A 23,029-nucleotide genomic window follows, 5' to 3' on the forward strand; every position below is an offset into this window, starting at 1 on the left:
GCGAGCTTCAGACCGTGCGAAAAATGAGCACGGCCGTGACCAGCGAAATTCCACTTGCGAGCCACAGGCGCGAGATTTCAACGCCCTCCTCGCCGATCGGCAGCGTTGCGATCGCATCGGTGCCGAAGAAGCCGATCCAGAGAAGGTGGATGACCGCCGCCGATATCAGCGAGATGAACAGGCGGTCGCCGCGCGTGGTTGGAATTCGGAGCACGCCGACGCGCTCGGCTTCGGGATAGACCGCCGCAAGCCACGTCATCACGGCGAGCGTGCAGGCGAGCGCGGCGAAGAAGATCGCCGTCGGCAGCGTCCAGGCCATCCATGCGATGGATTCCATTGATGCCTCCTTACACGCGACCGAGCGCAAAACCGCTCGCGATGTAGTTGCGGACGAACCAGATCACGAGCGCGCCCGGGATGATGGTGAGCACGCCGGCCGCTGCCAAGAGGCCCCAATCCATGCCCGATGCCGATACCGTGCGGGTCATGATCGCCGCGATCGGCTTGGCCGACACTGAGGTCAGCGTGCGCGCAAGCAGAAGCTCGACCCAGGAGAACATGAAGCAGAAGAAGGCGGCGACACCGATGCCGCTCGCGATCAACGGCACCAGGATCTTGATGAAGAAGCGCGGGAAGGAATAGCCGTCGAGGAAGGCGGTCTCGTCAATCTCGCGCGGCACGCCGGAGACGAAGCCCTCGAGGATCCACACCGCCAGCGGCACGTTGAAGATGCAATGCGCGAGCGCGACCGCCCACGGCGTATCGAACAGGCCGATCGCCGAATAAAGGTTGAAGAACGGCAGCGCGTAGACCGCGGCCGGCGCCATGCGGTTCGACAAGAGCCAGAAGAACAGATGCTTGTCGCCGAGGAAGCGGTAGCGCGAGAAGGCGTAGGCCGCAGGCAAGGCCACCGAGATCGAGATGATGGTGTTGAGAACGACATATTCCAGCGAGTTGATGTAGCCGGAATACCAGCTCTCGTCGGTGAAGATGCGCTTGTAGTGCTGCAGCGTCGGGGTATGCGGCCACAGCGTCATCGTCGAGACGATCTCGCTGTTGGTCTTGAAGCTCATGTTGACGAGCCAGTAGATCGGCAGCAGCAGGAAGATCAGGAACAGCCCCATGATGAGGCGGCGGCCGGGAATCGAATGCATCAGGCCACTCCTTCCTTTGGCTTGAGCGCGGTCACGGGCTTGAGCGCGGCCGCAGGCTTCGGCTCCGCCGCCGGCTCACTTTCGGCCTGAACCTTCCGCTCGGCGCCGGCATTGGTCATGACGGTATAGAAGATCCAGCAGACGATCAGGATGATCAGATTGTAGACCAGCGACAGCGCCGCGGCCTTGCCGAGGTCGAACTGGCCGAGCGCGATCTTGACGAGCTCGATCGACACGAAGGTGGTGGAGTTGCCGGGCCCGCCGCCGGTGACCACGAACGGCTCGGTGTAGATCATGAAGCTGTCCATGAAGCGGAGCAGCACGGCGATCAACAGCACCCGGTTCATCTTCGGCAGCTGGATCGCCTTGAACACGGCCCAGCGCGAGGCACCGTCGATCTGGGCGGCCTGGTAATAGGCTTCGGGAATCGATTTCAGGCCGGCATAGCAGAGCAGCGCGACGAGGCTGGTCCAGTGCCAGACGTCCATCACGATGACGGTGACCCAGGCGTCGATGTCGTTGGAGACGTAATTGTAATCGATGCCCGCGGCATTGAGGACGTAGCCGAGCAGCCCGATGTCGGGACGCCCGAAGATCTGCCAGATCGTGCCGACCACGTTCCACGGAATCAGCAGCGGCAGTGCGAGGATCACGAGGCAGGCCGCCACCGTCCAGCCCTCGCGCGGCATCGACAACGCGACGACGATGCCGAGCGGCACCTCGATCGCGAGGATCACCAGCGAGAAGAACAGATTGCGTCCGAGCGAGGCAAGGAAGCGGCCGCCGAGATCGGTCGACGGATCGAGCAATTCCTTGAACCAGCCGACGCCGTTCCAGAAGAACTGGTTGTTGCCGAAGGTGTCCTGCATCGAATAGTTCACCACCGTCATCAGCGGCAGCACCGCCGAGAAGGCGACGACCAGGAACACCGGCAGCACCAGGAACCAGGCTTTTTGGTTGACGGTCTTGTCCATCAGGCGGCCCCCTCCACCAGAAGGCTGTCGGCATAGACGTGGACGTGCGACGGATCGAATTTCAGTCCGGCCATGCCATCCGAGCTGGTGAATCCCGCGGGCGCGCGCGCCGCGAGCTTTGCATCACCCAAGCGAGCGCGCGCAAAACGGATGCGGCCGAGATCGTCGAGGCGCTCGATCTTCGCGGTGAGCAGGCCGGGCGCGGGGGCCACGACCTCCACGAATTCGGGACGGACGCCGATCTCGATCTTCGCGCCGACAGGCAGATTGTCGTAGGCACGGTTCAGCGCGATGACGTGACCGCCGATGCGCGCCTCGCGCCCCCTCACCTCGGCCGGCAGGATGTTCATGCCCGGCGAGCCGATGAAATAGCCGACGAAGGTGTGCGCCGGCTTGTCAAACAGCTCGGCAGGCGTACCGCTCTGCACCACGCGGCCGTCATGCATGACGACGACGGTGTCGGCGAAGGTCAGCGCCTCAGTCTGGTCGTGGGTGACGTAGATCATTGTGAGGTCGAGCTCACGGTGCAGCGCTTTCAGCTTGGAGCGGAGCTGCCATTTCAATTCGGGATCGATCACCGTCAGCGGCTCGTCGAACAGCACGGCGGCGACGTCGGAGCGGACGAGGCCACGGCCGAGCGAGATCTTCTGCTTGGCGTCAGCGGTCAGCCGCGTCGCCTTGCGGTTTAGATAGGGTTCGAGATCGAGCAGGCGGCCGATCTCGGCGACGCGCTTGTCGATTTCGGCCTTCGGCACGCCGCGGTTCTTCAGCGGAAACGCCAAATTCTGTCCGACCGTCATGGTGTCGTAGATCACCGGAAACTGGAACACCTGCGCGATATTGCGCTTCTGGGTTGACAGAGGTGTGATGTCCTTGCCGTCGAACAGGATTTGCCCTCGCGACGGCGTGATGATGCCGGAGATGACGTTGAGCAGCGTGGTCTTGCCGCAGCCGGACGGACCAAGCAGCGCATACGCGCCGCCCTGCCGCCAGGTCATGGTCACCGGCTTCAGCGCAAAACTGTCCTGCGGCGCATCATTGCCGCCGTAGGAATGGGCGAGATCGACGAGGTCAATGCGGGCCATGGCGCATCCCCTCCTACGATCCAGGTGCTGCGACCAGCCGGTCGGCAGCGTCGAACACGAAGACATCATTCGGATCGAGCACGGCATCGAGCATCTGGCCGGGCTCGAACTCGTGAACGCCGTGCAGCACCGCCACCCAGTTCGATCCTTCGCGGGTCAGATGCACGAAACTCTCCGAACCGGTGATCTCGGTCACCGTGACAGTGGCATGGAAGGCATGACGATCAGCCTCGCCATTGGCGAGCGCGAGCTGATGCGCGCGAAAACCGACGCGATAGGCGCCGTCGGCAAGGCCTGAATAAAGGCCGGAGGCAGGCGAAGCGGTGCCGCCGGCATATTGAACGGAGCCGCTCTTCTTCTCGATACCGACGAGATTGAGCGGCGGATCGGAAAACACCTGAGCAACGCGCAGCGTCTGCGGCCGGCGGTAGACATTGGCGGTCTCGCCGATCTGGAGCGCCTGGCCTTCCCACATGCACACCGTGTTGCCGCCGAGCAAAAGCGCCTCGGTCGGCTCGGTGGTGGCATAGACGAAGATCGCGCCCGAGGCCTCGAAGATGCGCGGCAGCTCGGCGCGCAGCTCCTCGCGCAGCTTGTAGTCGAGATTGGCGAGCGGCTCGTCGAGCAGCACGAGATCGGCGCCCTTGACCAGCGCGCGCGCGATCGCGGTGCGCTGCTGCTGGCCGCCGGAGAGCTGGAGCGGCGTGCGCTTCAGAAACGGCTCGAGCCGCAGCAGTTTTGCGGCCTCCGCCACCCGCGTCTCGATCTCGTCGCGTGGCTTGCCCTGCACGCGCAGGGGCGAGGCGATGTTCTCGTAGACGGTGAGCGAGGGGTAGTTGATGAACTGCTGGTAGACCATCGCGACCGAACGCTGGCGCACGTCGGCGCCGGTAACGTCCTTGCCGTTGACCAGCACCTTGCCCGAGGTCGGCTTGTCGAGGCCGGCGAGCAGCCGCATGATCGAGGTCTTGCCCGACAGCGTCGGCCCGAGCAGCACGTTCAGCGTTCCGCTCTCGAGCGTCAGCGAGACGTCGCGGATATGCTGGACCCCCTCGACGGTTCGGGTCACGTGATCGAGCGTCACGGTCATGAGCGTCCTCCCGCTTCCAGCAGAGGACTTTGCGGCACGGCGTGGGTCCTGATCCAGTCGTCAAGCGCAGCAATCTCATCGGCAGATAGTCGCAGGCCGAGCTTGGAACGGCGCCAGACGACGTCCTCGGCGGTCACGGCCCATTCGTTGGCCATGAGGTAGCGGACCTCGCGCTCGGTCAGCGTCGCGCCAAAGCTCTGGCCGAGATCGGCCGATGATTTGGCGTCGCCGAGCAGCTTGATGGCCTTGGTGCCATAGGCGCGCGCGAGCCGCCTGGCGTGCTCGTGGCTGAGGAAGGGATAACCGCGCTGCAGCTCGGCGATCAGGCCGTCGATGTCGGACACATTCATGTCGCCGCCGGGCAGCGGCCATTTGCCGGTCCACCCTTCCCGCGCTTTTGCGCTGCGAAGATAGGGCGCGAGCCGCTCCAGCGCTTCCTCGGCGAGGCGGCGATAGGTGGTGATCTTGCCGCCATAGATCGACAGCAGCGGCACGCCGCCGGGCGTGTCGAGCTCGAACACGTAGTCGCGCGTCGCGGCCTTGGCTTCGCTGGCGCCGTCGTCATAGAGCGGCCGCACGCCGGAATAGGTCCAGACCACGTCGTCCGGGGTCACGGGCTTTGCCAGATATTCGCTCGCCGCGGTGCAGAGATACTGGATCTCCTCCGCCGTCGCCTTCACCTTGGCGGGATCGCCGTCATAGTCGCGATCCGTGGTGCCGATCAGCGTAAAATCGTCCTGGTACGGAATCACGAAGATGATGCGGCCGTCCGCGTTCTGGAACATGTAGGCGCGGTCGTGGTCGTAGAGCTTCCTGACCACGATGTGCGAGCCCTGCACCAGGCGCACCTTGGCTTTCGCGTTGACACCGGCGCCGCGGCCGAGCACGTCCTCGACCCAGGGGCCGCCGGCGTTGACCAGAGCCTTTGCCTGGACCTGCGAGCGCTCACCGGTCAGCGTGTTGACCATGCTCACGGTCCAGAGGCCGTCGGACTGCTTGATATCCGTTGCGCGGGTGCGGGTGCGGATCTCGGCGCCCTTGTCGGCGGCATCGCGTGCATTGAGCACGACGAGGCGGGCGTCATCGACGAAACAGTCGGAGTATTCAAAGGCGCGACTGTAGCGATTCGGGATCAGCGGCTTGCCGACCTCGTCACGCCGGAGATCGACCGAGCGGGTCGCCGGCAACAGATGACGGCCGCCGATGTGATCATAAAGGAAGAGGCCGAGCCGCAGCAGCCAGGCGGGGCGCAGACCGGCGTGATGCGGCAATACGAAACGCAAGGGGCGGATGATGTGGGGCCCGATGCCCCAGAGGATCTCGCGCTCGATCAGCGCCTCGCGAACGAGGCGAAACTCGTAATATTCGAGATAGCGCAGGCCGCCATGCACCAGCTTGGTCGACCAGGACGACGTCCCGCTCGCCAAATCGTTCATTTCGCACAGGAAAACCGTGTTGCCGCGGCCCACCGCGTCGCGCGCGATGCCGCAGCCATTAACACCGCCTCCAATGATGGCGAGGTCGAAAATACGCTCCAACAGACGCATCCCCCGGGCGACCGCTCGTTCCGTCGAGCGGCTACTTTCGTTTTTGATTAGATCACACCGAAAAACGAAAGCAAGACGAAAGAGAGGAGGAAAGGAAGTGAAAGCGAAACTTTTTCAGCGCCAATACGGCGGAGAAATCAGCGGAGAACGGACAAGTTTTGAGGCACGGGGGTGCACCGCACCGCTTCAGCTGATCGAAAACTTGAATGTAGCAACATACCTACATATAATTTAACCCATCGCAGGCGAGGAGGCGCGAACGATGGTCACCACCCTGACCAGCCGAGAGTTCAATCAGGATACGAGCGGCGCCAAGAAAGCAGCATCAAAGGGGCCCGTCTTCATCACCGACCGCGGCCGTCCAGCCCATGTCCTGCTGAGCATCGAAGATTATCTGCGCCTGAGCGGTGGGCACATGAGCCTTGCCGAAGCTTTGGCACAGGCGAACGCGGACTTCGATTTCGATCCGCCTCGCATCACCGGCGGAATCTCCAGGCCAGCCGATCTCGACTGATGTTTCTGCTGGACACCAACGTCATTTCCGAACTGAGGCGGCCGGATAAGGCTGATCGCAACGTGCTTGCTTGGGCCAATACAGCGCCCGCGGCGAATTTCTTCATGTCCGCCATCTCGATTCTCGAAATTGAACTTGGCGCGCGCCTGATCGAGCGCAAAGACGCGGTGCAAGGTGCTGTCCTGCGCGCCTGGATCGACGATCACATTCTGGCCCGCTTCGAAGGGCGGATCCTGGCTATCGATACGGCCGTGGCGCAGCGCTGTGCCCAACTTCACGTTCCCAATCCGCGGGCCGAACGCGACGCCCTTATTGCAGCCACCGCGCTTGTCCACGGCCTGACCGTCGTTACGCGTAATGTGGGGGACTTTGAACCTACGGGCGTCCCGCTGCTCAATCCGTGGGACGACGTCTAAGCCCTATCTCAGCCGCACCACCGGCGCGGCTTCCGGTGCGGCTTCCTGGGCATCGGCCGGCACATCGTCGATGTCCGCGCCCTTGGGCATCGCCGCCATCACCTCGATGCCCTTGCTGTGGCAGATCGTGGCGAGGCGCTCGGGAAGCTCCTGGTCGGTGACGAAGGTCTGGATCTGGGTCATGTGGGCGATGCGCACCGGCGCGCTGCGGCGGAGCTTGGTGGAATCGGCAACCAGCATCACGCTGCGGGCATTGGCGATGATGGCCTGCGCCACCTGCACCTCGCGATAGTCGAAGTCGAGCAGCGCGCCCTCCTCGTCGATCGCGGACGCGCCGATGATGGCGTAGTCGACCTTGAACTGGCCGATCAGCTGTGTTGCGGTGGAGCCGACCACAGCGCCGTCGGCCCGCCGGACCGTGCCGCCGGCGACCACCACCTCGATGCGGGGATGACGGTAGAGCAGCATCGCGACGTTGAGATTGTTGGTGATGACGAGGAGATCCTCGTGCGAAGTCAGCGCGCTCGCGACCTCCTCCGTCGTGGTGCCGATATTGATGAAGAGCGAGCATCCGTTCGGGATCAGCGAGGCGGCCGCGGCTCCGATCGCCTTCTTTTCGTCGGCGGCGACGAAGCGCCTTGCCTCATAAGCGAGGTTTTCGACGCCGGAGGCGATGATGGCGCCGCCATGGATGCGGGTCAGCGATCTCCGCTCGCAGAGGTCGTTGAGATCCTTGCGGATGGTCTGCGCCGAGACTTCGAAGCGGCGCGCGAGCTCCTCGACCATGACACGGCCCGAGGCCCGCGCGATGTTGAGGATTTCGGCTTGGCGATGGGTCAATCCGGTCACGGCAAAGGCCTCAAATCAGGAGAATGCATGGTGCTGCGGTTCGCGCCTTCGGTCAATGCGCGCGCCGATCACGGTTAACTTATGCGGCCGGTCACCACGCCATTTCTTACCAGGTCATGGCGCTCGCGAGACGCGCGAGCAGCTGCGGATCGTCGAAGGCGCTGGCGGACGCGACTGCGCCGGCTGCAACCAGGTCAGCATGGCTGAGGCTGGTCCGGACGCCGATGGTCGGAATGCCGGCCGCCGTGGCCGATTGCACGCCGGTACGGGAGTCCTCGAATGCGATCGAGGCCTCTGCGCTCGCGCCGACGAAACGCAGCCCTTCCTGATAGGGCAGCGGATGCGGCTTGCCGTGCGGCAGCTCGGCGCCGATCACGAGCGCCTTGAAACGATGAGAGATGCCGAGGCCGGAGAGCAGCAGCTCGGCATTGAGACGCGGCGCGTTGGTCACGGCGACCATGGGAATGCCGGCAGCGTCAGCCCGGTCGAGCAGCGCCATCAGGCCCGGCAGCGGCTCGATCTGCCCGGCCACGAGCGTCCGGAAGACCTCCTCCTTCTCATCGAGGATCGAGGCGCGCCGTTCCGGCGCCTCGTCAGGCAGGAATCGCTCACCGATCGCGACATTGGCGAAACCTTGCAGCTCTCTGGAGAAGCGCGCGTGATCGAAGACGTGGCCGCGAGGGCCGAGCACCTGGTTGAACGCCTTCAAGTGCAGCGGGTCGGTGTCGGCCAGCGTGCCGTCGATGTCGAACAGCAAAGCCCTGCCCATCGCATCCGTTTTGGCTTCGATCATTTCCGTACTTTCCCAAATCCACGGCGCATTGATGCGCGAGACGTATCAATATGGCTTCGACCGCGCAATGACGCATGGAGATGACGACGACGTGACACTCGACAAAGCCGCGCGCGGCTGCAACACTCGCCGCAAGATCAAAAAGGAGGAAACGATGACGATGAACCGACGCGATCTGGCTCTCTCGACTCTGGCCGTCTCAGCTCTTGCCGTCTCCGCGCTTGCGCTCACGACACCGGCGCTCGCCGCTTCGGCGGACGAGGACGCCGTGGCGAAGAAGGTCGAGGCCTTCCGCCTCGCCCAGATCGCGGCCGATCCGAAGGCGCTCGGCGCACTGTGCTGGGACGACCTCAGCTACAGCCATTCCAGCGGCAAGGTCGAGGACAAGGCGACGTTCATCGCCAACGCCACCGACGGCAAGTCGAAATTCCTGTCGATCGACTACAAGGACCCCACCATCAAGGTCGTCGGTCCTGCAGCGATCGTGCGCTTCCACTGGCTGGGCGAACAGGAGATGGCAGCCGACGGGAAGAAAGTATCGACCAACCTTCACATCCTGATGAACTGGCAGAAGCAGGGCGACGAGTGGAAGCTCCTGTCGCGGGCAGCAACGAAGTTGTGATCAACGACGTCATTTTGGCTCGCGCCGAAAGGCGCGGGCCAAGGTGCGCAATTGCGCATCTGAGAATCCATTCATCGGCATTCTCTGTGGCAGATGGATTCCGGGCTCGCGCTTCGCGCGCCCCGGAATGACGCGTACGGCTCTTCGCGCCACCTTCTCCCGCAAGGGGAGAAGGAAGAAACCAGCAGTATCAAGGGCTGCAAAAAATTCCGACCACGCATTGCGTGTCAGAAATCACCAGCAGGCGCTTTACGCCGCTTCCTTCACATCACCGTTCACCAGCTTGCGCGCGGCGCGTTCGGCTTCGCGGGCGTTGCGGAAGAGCTGGCCTTCGAGACGGTTGAATCGATGGGACGAGGCAAAGAAGCAATAGCCTCCCGAAGAACGAACGACGATACCTGCGGTCTGCGAATCGACTTCGATGATGTAGCTGTCCGGCATGGTCCGTGGCTTCCTCAGTGCGGGCAAATAACGGCACTCATGCCCAAAGGTTCCCAGGCATTTTGAGGCCGTTTCCACCCCGAATCGACACGCAATTGAGTACGCCGAGACCTCATCCGTTTTATGACTGGTTCTTGACTGGTTCTTGGCGAAGCCGCCACGAGAATGACTCGCGCGCGCGACGTTAAGCAGCGCGGCACGGGTTCGCCAGATGAGGCAGAGCGTCGCGCGCGATTACGTCGCGATCGTCGTGTCGGTCGAGCGAACGGCTTGCGGGCGGCCGTGCTCGTCGATCGAGACGTAGGTGAAGTTGCCGTCGGTGACGAGGAAGGGATGCTCCTCCCCGCGGCGCAGCGCCCACGCTTCCAGATGCACGGTGAGCGAGGTGCGGCCCACGCGTACGAGATTGGCGTAGACCGACACGAGATCGCCGACGTAGACCGCCTTGCGAAAGTTCATTGCCTCGATCGCAACCGTCACGGTGCGCGACTTCGCCGCCTTTGACGCAAACACGCCGCCGCCGACATCCATCTGGCTCAGCAGCCAGCCGCCGAAGATGTCGCCATTCGCATTGGTGTCGGCGGGCATCGCCAGCGTGCGGATGCAGAGATCGCCGCTCGGCCCAGTGTCGGAGTTGATAGGGGCGTGGACGTGCGTGTCGGTCATATGGTTGATCTCCCGCGGCTCTCGGCTCTGGATACAAAGCCGCGGCGCCTTGCGCAACATCGACACGAGGCAAGCTCGCGCTATCCAATCGGCCGCGGCGACCCGACGAAGATTCCGGTATCGTTCAGTTTGCGTTGCCACTCCGCATCGTCGGCCCGCGGCGCGCGTCCGGTCGTTGCCGTTACCAACAGTTCCAGCCTGCTCCATAGCCGCAGACGGTCGCACGGATAATTGGCCCATCCATTGATGACACAATAGCGGATGGTGTGGTCACGGTGATGACACCAATGATGCTCGGGTGAGCAGACCAGATGCAGCCGTTGCGCCATGCGCAGGAGCAGCGGGCGGACCGGCCGGTGCGCGAGATTGTGAAAGCTCATGCCAAACAGCATGCAGGTCGCGATCACGAACCAGACGATCATCAGCGCATAGGTGAGCGCGGAAACCGGAAACAACGCCGTGATGGTGGCCGCGACTCCGACCACTGCCGCGCTCGGCGCCGCACCGAGAGACGCCTGGTCGAGGAATCCGTAGAGCAAAACGTGGCCGGGGTGGGTGTGATGCTCCCGCGTGATCGCGATGCCGCGGCCGAGCATCCCCTCGTCGAGCCAGGTGTCGACCACCCAATGCACCAGCCCTGAAAACAGGTCAGCGAGAAAATACCCGGCCAGGAGCGCCCCGATCAACCACGGCCAGCGCAATTCCACCGCGGGATAACGTCCGACGAGATAGCCTACGCAACAAAGGATCACGACGATATCGGCCCCGCAGCACAGCCGCGTGATGATGATCTCGCGCAGGGTCGCGTGCTTGAAGAACGGGATCGTCGGCATCGGCGATACTCCCCACGGGCTCCACCACCCATGATAGCATCTTTTTACCGACGGCCCCCTATTGCAAACTGTCCCAGCCCGCATCCGGCGCGAAACGTCCGCCGAATCGCTCGGCGAGCCCGCGCAAGGTGGACACCACATTCTCTACGCCGCGCGTGCGGGCATAGTTCAAAGGACCGCCGCGGAACGGTGCATAGCCGGTACCGAAGATCATGGCGCCGTCGACCGCATCGGCGTCGTCGACGATGCCCTCGCGAAGGGCAGCAACGCAGACATTGGACATCGGCAGCACCAGGCGGTCGATCATCTGGTCGGTGACGCGTGGGCCGGTCTCGAGGAGCGGTGCCTTCTCGGCCTTGCCGTCCTTCCAGGTGTAGAAACCCTTGCCGGTCTTGCGGCCGAGCTCGCCCTTGGCGACCTTGTCGCGCAGCCACGCCGGCGTCGGCGGCAGGAAATCGCCGAACTTGGTGCGCAGCATGTCACCGACGTCGAGGCAGATGTCGAGCCGACCTGATCGGCTAGCTCGATCGGCCCCATCGGCATGCCGAACTGCTCCGCCGCGGCGTCGATCAGCCGCTGGTCGATCTTCTCGTCCAGCATCACCATGGCTTCGAGCATGTAGGGCGTCAGCGCGCGGTTGACGAGGAAGGCCGGCGAGCTCTTCACGGGCAGCGGCAGCCGGTCGATCGCGCCGACGAAAGCGAGCGCGTCCTTCAGCACCTGCGGGTCGCTGCCGTCGTGACTGACGACCTCGACCAATTGCAGCCGAGACACCGGATTGAAGAAATGCAGGCCGACCAGCCGCTCTGGTCGCGCCAGCGTGGTGCGCAGATCCTGAAGCGGGATGCTCGACGTGTTGGTGACAAGGATCGCGCCCGGCTTCATGCGCGGCTCGAGGCTGGCATAGACTTTCTGCTTGAGCTCGAGCTTCTCCGGCACGGCCTCGATGATCAGATCGGCGTTACGAACACCCTCCCCGTCCATGTCAGGGATGAGACGATCGAGCGCGTCGCGCACCTCGGTCGGCTTGCGGATTATCTTGCCGTAGAGTTCGGCGGCGCGCTTCACCGCGCCGGCGATCGGCTCGGCTTTCATGTCGGCCAGCGAGACGCGCAGCCCCTGCCCGGCTACCCACGCCGCGATGTCGCCGCCCATGGCGCCGGCGCCGATGACATGGACGTGCTTGATGGTGTTGCCGCTGCCGGCTGCCTTCTTCATCTGCTCGCGCAGGAAGAAGACTCGGATCAGGTTCTGGGCGGTCGGCGTCACCATCAGCTTGGCGAAGGATGCCTGCTCCGCCTTCAGCATCGCGGCCCTGCTGCCGCCATGGGTCTCCCAGAGGTCGATCAGCGCGTAAGGCGCGGGATAGTGCTCGCGGGACGCGGCCTTCGCTGCCTCCGTGCGCATGCGCCTGGCCAGGAGACCGCGCACGAAGCCGAAATTGGCCGCACGCGTGAGCAGGCCAGGCTTGACTCGTTTCAGCCGGCCGAACAGTGCATCCTTCACCGCGCCGCGGACATGCCGCTCCTGCGTCACGGTGTCGACGAGGCCGAGCGATCTGGCGCGGCGCGCGTCAATGGTGCGGCCGGTCAGCATCAGCGCCATCGACTGGGCGGGATTGACCAGCGCGGTGAAGCGCGCGGTGCCGCCGAGGCCGGGATGCAGACCGAGCATCACCTCCGGGAAGCCGAAGCGCGCGCCGTCGATGGCGATGCGCGATTGGCAGGCCAGCGCAACCTCGAGCCCACCGCCGAGGCAGAAGCCGTGGATGACAGCGACCGTCGGCAGCTTCAATGCCTCCAGATGGTCGATCACCGCATGCGCGGCGCGGATGCGCGTCTCCACCATGTCGGGATCGCTGGCACCGCGGAATTCGTTGACGTCGGCGCCCGCGATGAAGCCCGACGGTTTGGCGGAGCGGATCACGAGGCCGGCCGGGCGTTCGGTCTCGATCACCGCGAGGACGGCGTCGAACTCCTCCATCACATCCGAGGACAGTGTGTTGGCGCTGGCATTAGCGCGGTCGAACAAAAGCCAGGCGACGCCGTCTTCGTCGCGCGTCAGCTTGAAGTTTTTGTACGGACTGTCCGTCGCCGGCCTGGGCCCGAGCGCCAGGACGCGATCACCGAGCGCGGTCATGATCTTCGAGTCCATGGTCACACCGCCTCGATCAGCATGGCGCCGCCGAGCCCGCCACCGATGCACTCGGTAGCCACACCGCGCCGCGTCCCGAGCCGCTTCATCGCGTTGACGAGGTGCAGCACGATGCGGTTGCCGGAGGTGCCGACGGGATGGCCGAGCGAGATCGCACCGCCGTCGACATTCAGCCTCTCACGGTCGATCTCGCCGGCGGCGCCGTCGAGGCCCAAAATCTCGCGGCAGAACTTTTCGTCGTTCCAGGCCGCAAGACAACCGAGCACCTGGGTGGCAAAAGCCTCGTTCAGCTCCCAGGTCTCCACGTCCTTGATGGTGAGGCCGTTGCGCTGAAGCAGAGGCGTCGCTGACATCACCGGACCGAGGCCCATGATGCTGGGGTCGAGCGCGGCCCAGTTACTGTCGACGATCGCAGCCTTCGGCGTCAGCTTGTGCTTTGCGACAGCCGCGTCGGAAGCCAAAATCACCCAGGACGCGCCGTCGGTGATCTGCGAGGAATTACCGGCAGTGACCTGGCCCCAGGGGCGCTCGAACACCGGCCGGAGCTTTGCCAGCGTCTCGGCCGTGGAGTCCGGACGCACGCCATCGTCGTGGTCGAAGAACTTGCCGTCGCGAGAGAATGCGGTCTCGACCTCGCCCTTCAGATGACCCGTGCCTTGCGCATGCGCCAGCCGGCGATGGCTCTCGGCGGCATAGGCATCGGCCTCGGCGCGCGTAATGCCGAAGAGATGGCCGACGACCTCGGCGGTCTGGCCCATGTTCAGATCGGTGACGGGATCGGTCAGCCCACGCTCGAGGCCGATGATCGGCTTGAGATCGCGCGGCCGCAGCTTGAAAGCGGCGGCGAGCTTGGCGGCCACGCCCTTGGCGGTGGCAAGGCCGGCGAACCAGCGCACGCCGGAATTCGGCCAAACCAGCGGCGCATGACTGAGCGCTTCGGTGCCCCCGGCGAGGATCATGTCGGCATGGCCTTCGCGGATATAGCGGTAGGCGGTGTCGATCGATTGCATGCCGGAGCCGCAATTGATCTGCACGGTGAAGGCGACCATGTCCTCGCCCATGCCGAGCCGGAGCGCGGCGACGCGCGCGGGGTTCATCTCGTCCGCGATGACGTTGACGCAGCCGAGGATGACCTGGTCGAAGCTATCAGCCGCAAACGGCTGGCGCGCCAAGAGCGGCCGTCCGCATTGCACGGCGAGATCGACCGGCGTGAACGGCCCCGGCCCCGAGCGCGCTTTCAGAAATGGTGTCCGGCTGCCGTCGACGATGAAAACCGGTCGTGCCATCAGCTCGCTGCCCTCTGTTCGCCGAGTTCCTGGAAGAACTGATGCACGTCGCCGGATTTCTTGTAAATCGGCGACAGCGCCTCCGGCGCAAAATCGTCGACTTCAATCACCTTTGTGACGGCTTCGCGGGCCGCGGCCAGCTGCTCGCCTTCGACCTGCGTGATCACGCCCTTTGTAACAGCCTCTTTCCAGTCGCGGATATGCGCGGCGCGCATGCGCTTGGCGATGGCATCGGTGCTTACGACCAGCAGGAACGCGCGCTCCAGCCGGGCAAAGCCGCCGTCGTCGTCGACATGGGCGAGATCCGGCGTGAGGCGCTCGCGCGCCGCCGACGGCTCCAGCACGATGGCAGCGCATTGGTGTACGACCCGGTCGGAGGGGCCGAGCACGCGGGCGCCGAACGGCTGGACCAGGAACTTGAGGAAGCCGGCAACAAAGCGGTTGGGCAGATTGGCGAGGATTTCGGCCAGCCGGTTCTCGATCGTCTTGAAGCCCGTCGCCATGCACCATTCGAGCGCGGCAAAGTCTTCCTTTTGCCGGCCCTCATCCTGCCAGCGCTTCAGTGCGGCCGAGAGCAGATACAGCTCGGAGAGGATATCGCCGAAGCGCGCCGACAGCATCTCCCTGCGCTTGAGCGCGCCGCCGAGCGTGAGCAGCGCCATGTCGGCGCAGAGCGCGAAGGCCGCGGAGTAGCGCGAGAGCTGGCGGTAGAACGGCGTGGCATCGCCGGCGTCCGGCGCCATTGCGAAAGCGCCAAAGGTCCAGCTGCGACCGAAGGCACGGAACAGGGTCCGGACGCTGTGGCCGACATGCTTCCAGAACGCTTTGTCGAACGCGGTGAGCCCACGCTCGCGATCGATATCGGCCAGCGCATTCATCTCGTCGAGCAGATAGGGATGCGCCCGGATGGCGCCCTGCCCGAACACGATGAGATTGCGGGTCAGGATGTTGGCGCCCTCGACCGTGATCCCGACCGGCACGGCGCGGTGGAGATTACCGAGATAGTTTTGCGGACCGTCGATCACGGCCTTGCCGCCATGGATGTCCATGGCGTCGTCGATCGCGGTGCGCATGCGATCGGTGGCGTGCAGCTTCATGATGCCTGAGATCACGGCGGGATGAACCCCGGCATTCAGCGCCGCGCAGGTCAGCCGCCGCGCCGCATCGAGCTGGTAGGCGGTCGCGACGATGCGCGCGAGCGGCTCCTCGACGCCTTCGAACTTGGAGATGGAGATGCCGAACTGCTCGCGGATACGGGCATAGGCACCGGTGGTGCGCGCGGCATAGGCGGCCCCCGCAGCAGAGAGCGATGGCAGCGAGATGCCGCGGCCGGCAGCGAGCGCGGTCATCAGCATCTTCCAGCCTTGCCCCAGCCGCTCCTTGCCGCCGATGACGTAGTCGAGCGGAATGAAGACGTCGTGGCCCCGGTTCGGGCCGTTCTGAAAAACCTGCATCGACGGCAGATGGCGATGACCGATCTCGACGCCGGGCAGATGGGTCGGGATCAGTGCCACGGTGATGCCGAGCTCCTCCCGGTCGCCCACGAGGTGGTCGGGATCATAGGCCTTGAAGGCGAGACCCAGCAGCGTCGCGACGGGGCCGAGCGTGATGTAGCGCTTGTGCCAATTGAGCCTGAGGCCGACGACTTCGCGATCCTCGAAGATGCCCTTGCAGATGATGCCGGTGTCGACCATCGAAGCCGCGTCGGAACCGGCTTCCGGGCTGGTGAGGCCGAAGCAGGGAATGTCGCGGCCGTCGGCGAGGCGCGGCAGCCAGCGCTGCTGCTGCTCCTTCGTACCAAAGCGCATCAAGAGCTCGCCCGGCCCGAGCGAGTTCGGCACCATGACTGTGACGGCAGCGGCGATCGAGCGGGTCGAGATCTTGCGCACCACCTCCGAATGGGCATAGGGCGAGAAGCCGAGGCCGCCGAACTCCTTCGGAATGATCATGCCGAAGAATTTTTCGTGCTTGACGAAGTGCCAGACGTCCGGCGGCAGGTCGCGCCATTCCCAGAAGATCTTCCACTCGTCGAGCATGGCGCAGAGCTCGTCGACGGGGCCATCGAGGAAGGCCCGCTCCTCGTCGGTCAGCGCGGCCTGCGGAACCTTCAGCAGCTTCGACCAATCCGGGTCTCCGGTGAACAGATCGGCATCCCACCAGACGTCCCCAGCCTCCAGCGCCTCACGCTCGGTGTCGGACATCGCCGGCAGCACGCCGCGCGCCCAGGAAAAGATCGGCTTTGTGATTTTGTCGCGGCGGAAGCTCATGGCGGACCTCATGCATCGGCGCGGTTGTCGGGCATTTTAGCGGAAAGCGGCCGGCGGCGGTGAAGACTTCGCCTGCGACATTGACGCGGCCAAGCGCCCCCGGACCATAACGGCCAGGGTGCGGGGGCAGTTCCGGGAGGGGAAAATGGGGTAGTCATTCCGGGGCGACGCGTAGCGTCGAGCCCGGAATGACGGCGGAGAGAGGAGGTTCGGCCTAATCCGGCCGCACCATCTCGAACATGTTTTCCGGCTTGATCTCGAAATAGTCGCCGCGGCGGCCGGCGCGGACGATCGGGCGGGCGGCGGCGGTCTGGTAGACGCCGTCCTTGATCATGGCCTTGTCGATATGGACGGCGACGACCTCGCCCAGCGTCAGCCAGGCATCGGCCTCCTTGCCGTCGGCGCCCTTGAGGCGGACGATGTCGGACACCTTGCACTCGAAGGCGACGGGGCTTTCGCCGACGCGTGGCACGTTGACGAGCTTGCCGGGTACGGCGGTGAGGCCGGCGATCTCGAATTCGTCGACCTCAGGGGCAACATGCGCGGCGGTCGCGTTCATGTGTTTGGCGAGGTCCATGGTCGCGAGATTCCAGACGAACTCGCCGGTCTGCTGGATGTTCTCGACCGAGTCCTTCCAGTTGGTGGAGGAGAAGCCGATGATCGGCGGCACGTAACAGAACGCATTGAAGAAGCTGTAGGGCGCGAGATTGACGTGGCCCTTGGTGTCGCGCGAGGAGATCCAGCCGATCGGCCGCGGCGCGATGATGGCGTTGAAGGGATCGTGCTTGAGGCCGTGGCCCTTGGAGGGCTCGTAGAAGTACAGGTCTTTGTCGGTCACCGCGGGTCTCCACTCTGCCGTCATTCCGGGGCGGTCCGGAGGACCGAAGCCGGAATCTCGAGATTCTCAGGTGCGCAATTGCGCACCATAGTTCGCGCTACGCGCGCCCCGGAATGACGGCAGACGTGGTTATAGGGAAAAACTCCCCGCCCCGTTAGTGGCGCGGCGACAGACCCGCGATGACGAAATCGATCATCTGGTCGATGGTCGGGCCCGGCTTGGTGGCGCACTGGGCGATCATCTGGGGGTGGAAGAAGCGTATCATCGCGGTGCAGGCGCACAGCGAGGCCAGCTGGAGGTCCGGCGCCTCGAACTCGCCAGAGGCAACGCCTTGCGCGATCATCTGGCCGATCACCCCGGCAATGCACTCCATATGGGCGACGCAGACGTCCCAGTCCTCCTCCATCGCGATCGCGACCATCTCGTGCAGCTTGTTGTCGCCGACATAGCGCTCGGTGTTCATGCGATGGATGGTGGTGAGCAGCTCCCGGAAACGCTCCTTGACCGGACCGGGCCTCGCCACGATCCGCTGCGCCTCGAGCTCGACCTCGCCCATCAGCGAACGGGCCACCGCCTGATGGATCGCCTTCTTCGATTCGAAGAAGCGATAGACGTTGGCGGGGCTCATCCTGAGCTCCTTGGCGATGTCCCCGACCGTCGTCTTCTGGTAGCCGATCTGGCGGAACAGCCGCTCGGCCACCTCGAGGATACGATCCCGGGTGTCGCCTTCGATATGTTCCGCAATCAGTGTCATCTGTCAGGACTCGTCGATCAGCACTTCATCTCACTTATTCAGCCGCTTCAGCAAGCGGAATTGCGTGCGGGTCATTGCTCCCATGCTGCGGCGCGGCAGGCTGCTCGGGGGTACCCGCCTCGTCCAGGCTCTTCCTGAACCACAGCGCGTAGAGGCCCGGCAGGTACAGCAGCGTCAGGAAGGTCGCGACGAACAGACCGCCCATGATCGTGATCGCCATCGGGCCCCAGAAGGCCGAGCGCGACAGCGGGATCATGGCGAGGATGGCGGCGAGCGCCGTCAGCACCACCGGACGGGCGCGGCGGACGGTGGCCTCCACGATCGCCTCGCGCCGGGTCAGGCCGTGGGAGACGTCAGTCTCGATCTGGTCGACCAGGATGACCGTGTTGCGCATGATCATGCCGGCGAGCGCGATCAGGCCGAGCAGCGCCACGAAGCCGAACGGCGCGTTGGCGACGTTGAGTCCGAAGGAGGCGCCGACGATGCCGAGCGGCGCGGTCAGGAACACCAGGATCAGGCGTGAGAAGCTCTGCAGCTGGATCATCAGCAGCGTCAGCATCACCATGACCATCAGCGGGAAGAGGACGAAGATCGAGGCGTTGCCCTTGGCGGATTCCTCGAACGCGCCGCCCGGCTCGATGCGGTAGGCCGGCTCGAGGTGGTCCTTGATCGCCTTCAGCTTCGGCGTGATCTGGCCCGTGACGTCGGGCGCCTGCACACCGTCGACGACGTCGGAGCGCACGGTGATGGCCATGTCGCGGTTGCGCCGCCACATGATCGGCTCCTCATGGGCATACTCGATCTTGGCAATCTGCTGCAGCGGCACGGCGACGCCGTTGCGCGAGGTGATGGTGAGATCGCCGACGCCGCCGAGGTCGAGGCGCTCGGACGGGATCGCACGGGCGACCACGCCGACCTTCTCGATGCCGTCACGCACGGTCGTGACCTGCGAGCCCGAGATCAGCATCGCGAGCGCCTGCGATACGTCCTGCGGGGTCAGGCCCATGGCGCGGGCGCGGTCCTGGTCGACGACGAGCTTGAGGTAGGGCGACTGCTCGTTCCAGTCGAGCTGGACATCCTTGACGCTCTTGTTTTGCCGCATGACGTCGCGGACCTGGTAGGCGATCTCGCGCACCTTGTTGGCGTCGGGGCCGATCACGCGGAACTGCACGGGGAAACCGACCGGCGGGCCGAAGTTGAAGCGGTCGACGCGGACGCGCGCCTCGGACAGCATGCCGTCCGCAACCGCGTTCTCGATCTTGGCCTTGACGCGCTCGCGCCCCTCAACGCCCTTGGCGACGATGACGATCTCGGCAAAGGCCTCGTTGGGCAGCTGCGGATTGAGGCCGAGCCAGAAGCGCGGCGAGCCCTGGCCGACATAGGACGTATAGGTCTCGATGTCCTTGTCGTCCTTGAGCAGCGTCTCGGCCTTCTTCACCGCCTTTTCGGTGACGTTGAAGGCGGTGCCCTCGGGCAGGCGCAGCTGGAAGAACAGCTCGGGCCGCTCCGACAGCGGGAAGAACTGCTGCTGGACATGGCCGAAGCCGACGACCGAGGCGATGAAGACGCCGACGGTCGCGACCACCACGGTGATGCGGTGATTGACGCACCATTGCACGATGGCGCGCAGGCCCCGGTACATGCGGGTCTCGTAGACCGCGTGCGGATCGTGGTTGTGATGGGCCTTCATCTCCGGCAGCAGCTTGACGCCGATATAGGGCGTGAAGATCACCGCCACGAACCAGGAGGCGACCAGCGCGATCGCCACGATCCAGAAGATGCTGCCGGCATATTCGCCGACCGCGGAATTGGCAAAGCCGATGGGGAGGAAGCCAGCGGCCGTGACCAGCGTTCCCGTGAGCATCGGAAACGCGGTAGATTCCCAGGCAAAAGACGCCGCGCGCATGCGGTCCCAGCCCTGCTCCATCTTCACCACCATCATCTCGACCGCGATGATGGCGTCGTCGACGAGCAGGCCGAGCGCGATGATCAGCGCGCCCAGCGTGATGCGGTGCAGGTCGAGCGACATCATGTTCATGACGACGAAGACGATGCCGAGCACCAACGGCACCGACAACGCGACCACGATGCCGGTGCGCCAGCCGAGGGCCAGGAACGACACGAACAGCACGATGACGAGGGCTTCCATGAAGGAGTGCACGAACTCGCCGACGGCGTGCTCGACCACCTTGGGCTGGTCGGCAATCAGCTTGACGTCGACGCCCTGCGGCACCGCCTTCATGAACTCGGCCGTCGCCTTCTCGACCTCCTTGCCGAGCTCGAGGATGTTGGCACCCTTGGCGGTGACGACACCGATGCCGATCGCAGCCTTGCCTTCCTGACGGACGACGAAGCTGGGCGGATCGACATAGCCATGGGTTACGGTGGCGATGTCGCCGAGGCGGAACACGCGGCCGTTGCTCTCGACCGGTGTCTCGGCGACGGCCTTGGCACCGTCGAGCGCGCCGGTGACGCGCAGCGGCACGCGTTGCGAGGAGGTTTCGACCGTACCGGCCGGCGTCACGTTGTTCTGCTTGGCGAGCGAATCGAACAGCGCCTGCGGGGTGATGCCGAGGGTGGCGAGCTTGGCGTGGGAGAACTCGACGAAGATGCGCTCATCCTGGTTGCCGTAGACGTCGACCTTGGTCACGCCGGGCACCTTCAGGAGGCGCTGGCGGAATCCTTCCGAGACCTTCTTGAGCTGGGCATAGTCGGCGCCGTCGCCGGTCATCATGTAGAGGATGGAATCGACGTCGGAGAACTCGTCGTTGACGACGGGACCGAGGATGCCGGAGGGCAGCTGGCCCTGCACGTCGACCAGCTTCTTGCGCAGAAGATAGAACAGGTAAGGCACGTCCTTCGGCGGGGTAGAGTCGCGGAAGGTGACCTGGAGCGCGGTGAAGGCGGGCTTGGAATAAGTCTGCACCTTCTCGAAATAGGGCAGTTCCTGGATCTTCTTCTCGATGGGATCAGCGACCTGGGTCTGCATCTCCTGCGCGGTCGCGCCGGGCCAGATCACGGAGACGTTGACCACCTTCACCGTGAAGAACGGATCCTCGGCGCGGCCGAGCTTCTCATAGGAGAAGAAGCCGGCGACACCGAGCACGAGCATCAGGAAGAGAACCAGCGTCGGATGGCTGACGGCCCAGGCCGAAAGGTTGAAGCGCTTCATCGCTCTCTCCGAAAAGACGATCCAGTTGCCAAAAAACGACAGCCACTCTGTTCAGGCCGTCATCGCGAGGCAGCGAAGCAATCCAGGGGGCTGGGCAGATTCTGGATCGCTTCGCCGCTTCAGCCTCTGCTTAGGGACAAAGGCCGAAACTCACCTCACACGACGTAACTCGACTTCACCTGTCATTCCGGGGTGCCCGCAGGGCGAACCCGGAATCTCGAGATTCCCGGTGCGCAATTGCGCACCTGCGGTCTGGTCCTTCGGACCATCCCGGAATGAACTAGAAAGACAGCGACGAGACGACCCGCACCCGCTGGGCCGGATCGAGCTTCTGCACACCGAGGGCGACGATCTTGGCGCCCTCTTCCACACCGCCGGTGATGACGACGTCGTTGCTCTCGTAGGACTTCACCGCCACCGGCTTCAGCGTGAGCGCCCCGTTGTCGTCGACGACGTAGAAGGAGGGCTTGTTGCCTTCGTTAAACAAGGCCGACAGCGGCAGCCGCGCGACGCGCTCGGTCGCGGCGTCCGACAGCGTCAGCGTCGCGGTCATGCCGAGCGCAACCTTGTCGTCGGCCTCCGGCAGCGAGAACTTTGCCAGATAAGTGCGCGTGGCCGGATCGGCCGTCGGCGCGATCTCGCGCAGCTTGGCCGTATACTTCTTGTCCGGCTCCGACCAAAGAGTGACGCTGGCGACGCCCGACTTGGCGCGTCCGACCAGCGTCTCAGGGATCGCGACGACCGCTTCCTTTTCGGCAAAGCGGGCGACACGGATCGAAGCCTGGCCCGCGGAGACCACCTGGCCGGGCTCGATCAGCGTTGCGGTGACGACGCCTCGGGCGTCGGCAACGAGCGTCGCGTAGGAAAGGGAATTCTTGGTCAGCTCGACCGAGCGGACCGCACGATCGAGGCGCGCGCGGGCCTCATCGGCCGATGCCCGGCTCGAATCCAGCTGCGCGTCGGTGGTCCAGCCCTTGGCCTTCAGATCCTTGGCGCGCTGCTCGGCAGCGGCGGCCTGGGCCAGCACGCCGGTCGCGGCGGTCTGCTCGGCGACGGATTGCTCGGCCTGGAGCTTCAGATCGACCTCATCGAGAGTCGCGAGCGGCTGGCCGATTTCGACGGTCTGGCCGACCTCGACGAGGCGCTTGGCGACCTTGCCGGCGACGCGGAAGCCGAGATCGCTCTCGATCCGGGGCCTGACCGTGCCGACGAAGCTGCGCTCGGGGGTTTCGGCACCATAATGCGCGGTTGCGACCAGAACCGGCCGCGGCGGCTCGGCTTTCTCGGCGACGGTGTCATTGCACCCGGCAAGGCTAGCCGCCATCAGGGCCAACGACACACCTGCCAACAGCCTGGAATAGCTCGACAAAACCGACCGGACGAACATCGAAGGACACTCCTGCATCTTCAATGGGAGGAATGTCGACTAATCACTGATAAAAGTCAATAATCGTCAGTCATCAGGAATGCGTGATCGTTAAGGGGTGGTGAGGTTTGAGAGGGGTTGTCAGGAAGGTGAAATTTTAGGGCGGGCTGAGGCTCACAGCCCGGGTCCGGCGCCTCAGGCTGGGCAC

General features: G+C 64.5%; 19 protein-coding genes and 2 pseudogenes. 3 read left to right on the top strand and 18 right to left on the bottom strand.

Annotated elements, in window-relative coordinates; all coding sequences use genetic code 11:
• Positions 1–7 precede the first annotated feature (7 nt).
• The 6 genes from XI04_RS30780 to glpD are packed head-to-tail and all read right to left on the bottom strand — an operon-like array spanning position 8 to position 5,850.
• The gene (locus XI04_RS30780) at positions 8–337 is read right to left on the bottom strand and encodes a DUF2160 domain-containing protein (RefSeq protein ID WP_018323269.1); all 330 of its coding nucleotides are present in this window, start codon (positions 335–337) and stop codon (positions 8–10) included.
• Between the two features lie 10 nt (positions 338–347).
• Entirely contained in the window at positions 348–1,154 is an 807-nt protein-coding gene (locus tag XI04_RS30785; protein ID WP_018323268.1) for a carbohydrate ABC transporter permease, read from the bottom strand.
• Positions 1,154–2,128, bottom strand: a complete 975-nt coding sequence (locus tag XI04_RS30790; RefSeq protein ID WP_028141737.1) for a carbohydrate ABC transporter permease — start codon at positions 2,126–2,128, stop codon at positions 1,154–1,156. The genes XI04_RS30785 and XI04_RS30790 overlap by 1 nt, the downstream gene beginning before the upstream one ends.
• Entirely contained in the window at positions 2,128–3,213 is a 1,086-nt protein-coding gene (locus XI04_RS30795; protein WP_028141738.1) for an ABC transporter ATP-binding protein, read from the bottom strand. The genes XI04_RS30790 and XI04_RS30795 overlap by 1 nt, the downstream gene beginning before the upstream one ends.
• Positions 3,214–3,226: 13 nt before the next feature.
• Positions 3,227–4,303 carry an ABC transporter ATP-binding protein gene (locus XI04_RS30800; RefSeq protein WP_028141739.1) on the bottom strand — a complete coding sequence of 359 codons (1,077 nt, stop codon included), beginning with the start codon at positions 4,301–4,303 and terminating at the stop codon, positions 3,227–3,229.
• Complete coding sequence (gene glpD / locus XI04_RS30805) at positions 4,300–5,850, bottom strand: glycerol-3-phosphate dehydrogenase (protein WP_028141740.1); 1,551 nt, start codon at positions 5,848–5,850, stop codon at positions 4,300–4,302. Before glpD ends, XI04_RS30800 begins: the two co-directional genes overlap by 4 nt.
• Positions 5,851–6,112: 262 nt before the next feature.
• On the opposite strand from glpD, the gene XI04_RS30810 reads away from it, so the two are divergent.
• Both XI04_RS30810 and XI04_RS30815 read left to right on the top strand, forming a co-directional pair.
• Positions 6,113–6,364, top strand: coding sequence for a type II toxin-antitoxin system Phd/YefM family antitoxin (locus tag XI04_RS30810; RefSeq protein ID WP_028141741.1), 252 nt, complete (start codon positions 6,113–6,115; stop codon positions 6,362–6,364).
• Complete coding sequence (locus tag XI04_RS30815) at positions 6,364–6,780, top strand: type II toxin-antitoxin system VapC family toxin (RefSeq protein ID WP_038948341.1); 417 nt, start codon at positions 6,364–6,366, stop codon at positions 6,778–6,780. The genes XI04_RS30810 and XI04_RS30815 overlap by 1 nt, the downstream gene beginning before the upstream one ends.
• A 3-nt stretch (positions 6,781–6,783) precedes the next feature.
• Here the strand turns inward: XI04_RS30815 and XI04_RS30820 are convergent, their stop codons facing one another.
• Together XI04_RS30820 and XI04_RS30825 are read right to left on the bottom strand one after the other, a co-directional pair.
• A complete protein-coding gene (locus XI04_RS30820; protein ID WP_028141743.1) occupies positions 6,784–7,629 on the bottom strand; it encodes a DeoR/GlpR family DNA-binding transcription regulator in 846 nt (281 codons plus the stop codon).
• Positions 7,630–7,735: 106 nt separating this feature from the next.
• Entirely contained in the window at positions 7,736–8,422 is a 687-nt protein-coding gene (locus XI04_RS30825; protein ID WP_028141744.1) for an HAD family hydrolase, read from the bottom strand.
• A gap of 154 nt (positions 8,423–8,576) precedes the next feature.
• Here XI04_RS30825 and XI04_RS30830 point away from each other — a divergent pair, with 154 nt between their 5' ends.
• Complete coding sequence (locus XI04_RS30830) at positions 8,577–9,044, top strand: nuclear transport factor 2 family protein (protein ID WP_028141745.1); 468 nt, start codon at positions 8,577–8,579, stop codon at positions 9,042–9,044.
• A gap of 249 nt (positions 9,045–9,293) precedes the next feature.
• On the opposite strand, the gene XI04_RS30835 is transcribed toward XI04_RS30830, so the two are convergent.
• The 10 genes and pseudogenes from XI04_RS30835 to XI04_RS30880 form a co-directional block, all read right to left on the bottom strand.
• Positions 9,294–9,485: a hypothetical protein gene (locus XI04_RS30835; protein ID WP_018645288.1), complete on the bottom strand. Its 192-nt coding sequence runs from the start codon at positions 9,483–9,485 to the stop codon at positions 9,294–9,296.
• Between the two features lie 234 nt (positions 9,486–9,719).
• Entirely contained in the window at positions 9,720–10,151 is a 432-nt protein-coding gene (locus XI04_RS30840) for an acyl-CoA thioesterase (RefSeq protein ID WP_028141746.1), read from the bottom strand.
• 209 nt (positions 10,152–10,360) lie between these two features.
• Positions 10,361–11,125, bottom strand: a pseudogene (locus XI04_RS30845) (fatty acid desaturase CarF family protein); the annotation flags it as partial.
• Positions 11,043–13,138 (bottom strand): annotated as a pseudogene (locus XI04_RS30850) (3-hydroxyacyl-CoA dehydrogenase NAD-binding domain-containing protein). The pseudogenes XI04_RS30845 and XI04_RS30850, both read right to left, overlap by 83 nt.
• Positions 13,139–13,140: 2 nt before the next feature.
• Positions 13,141–14,424 carry an acetyl-CoA C-acetyltransferase gene (locus tag XI04_RS30855; protein ID WP_271608324.1) on the bottom strand — a complete coding sequence of 428 codons (1,284 nt, stop codon included), beginning with the start codon at positions 14,422–14,424 and terminating at the stop codon, positions 13,141–13,143.
• Positions 14,424–16,691 (bottom strand): acyl-CoA dehydrogenase, encoded by a 2,268-nt coding sequence (locus XI04_RS30860; protein ID WP_271608325.1) that lies wholly within the window; start codon positions 16,689–16,691, stop codon positions 14,424–14,426. The genes XI04_RS30855 and XI04_RS30860 overlap by 1 nt, the downstream gene beginning before the upstream one ends.
• A gap of 214 nt (positions 16,692–16,905) precedes the next feature.
• On the bottom strand, positions 16,906–17,529 hold the full coding sequence (locus XI04_RS30865) for a flavin reductase family protein (protein WP_095424579.1): 624 nt from the start codon (positions 17,527–17,529) through the stop codon (positions 16,906–16,908).
• A 154-nt stretch (positions 17,530–17,683) separates the two neighbouring features.
• The gene (locus XI04_RS30870) at positions 17,684–18,283 is read right to left on the bottom strand and encodes a TetR/AcrR family transcriptional regulator (RefSeq protein WP_028141752.1); all 600 of its coding nucleotides are present in this window, start codon (positions 18,281–18,283) and stop codon (positions 17,684–17,686) included.
• Between the two features lie 34 nt (positions 18,284–18,317).
• Positions 18,318–21,455: an efflux RND transporter permease subunit gene (locus XI04_RS30875; RefSeq protein WP_152103397.1), complete on the bottom strand. Its 3,138-nt coding sequence runs from the start codon at positions 21,453–21,455 to the stop codon at positions 18,318–18,320.
• A gap of 280 nt (positions 21,456–21,735) precedes the next feature.
• The gene (locus XI04_RS30880; protein WP_038972595.1) at positions 21,736–22,842 is read right to left on the bottom strand and encodes an efflux RND transporter periplasmic adaptor subunit; all 1,107 of its coding nucleotides are present in this window, start codon (positions 22,840–22,842) and stop codon (positions 21,736–21,738) included.
• Between the last annotated feature and the right edge of the window lie 187 nt (positions 22,843–23,029).

This window comes from Bradyrhizobium sp. CCBAU 11430, from assembly GCF_028128855.1.
GTDB lineage: Bacteria > Pseudomonadota > Alphaproteobacteria > Rhizobiales > Xanthobacteraceae > Bradyrhizobium > Bradyrhizobium ottawaense.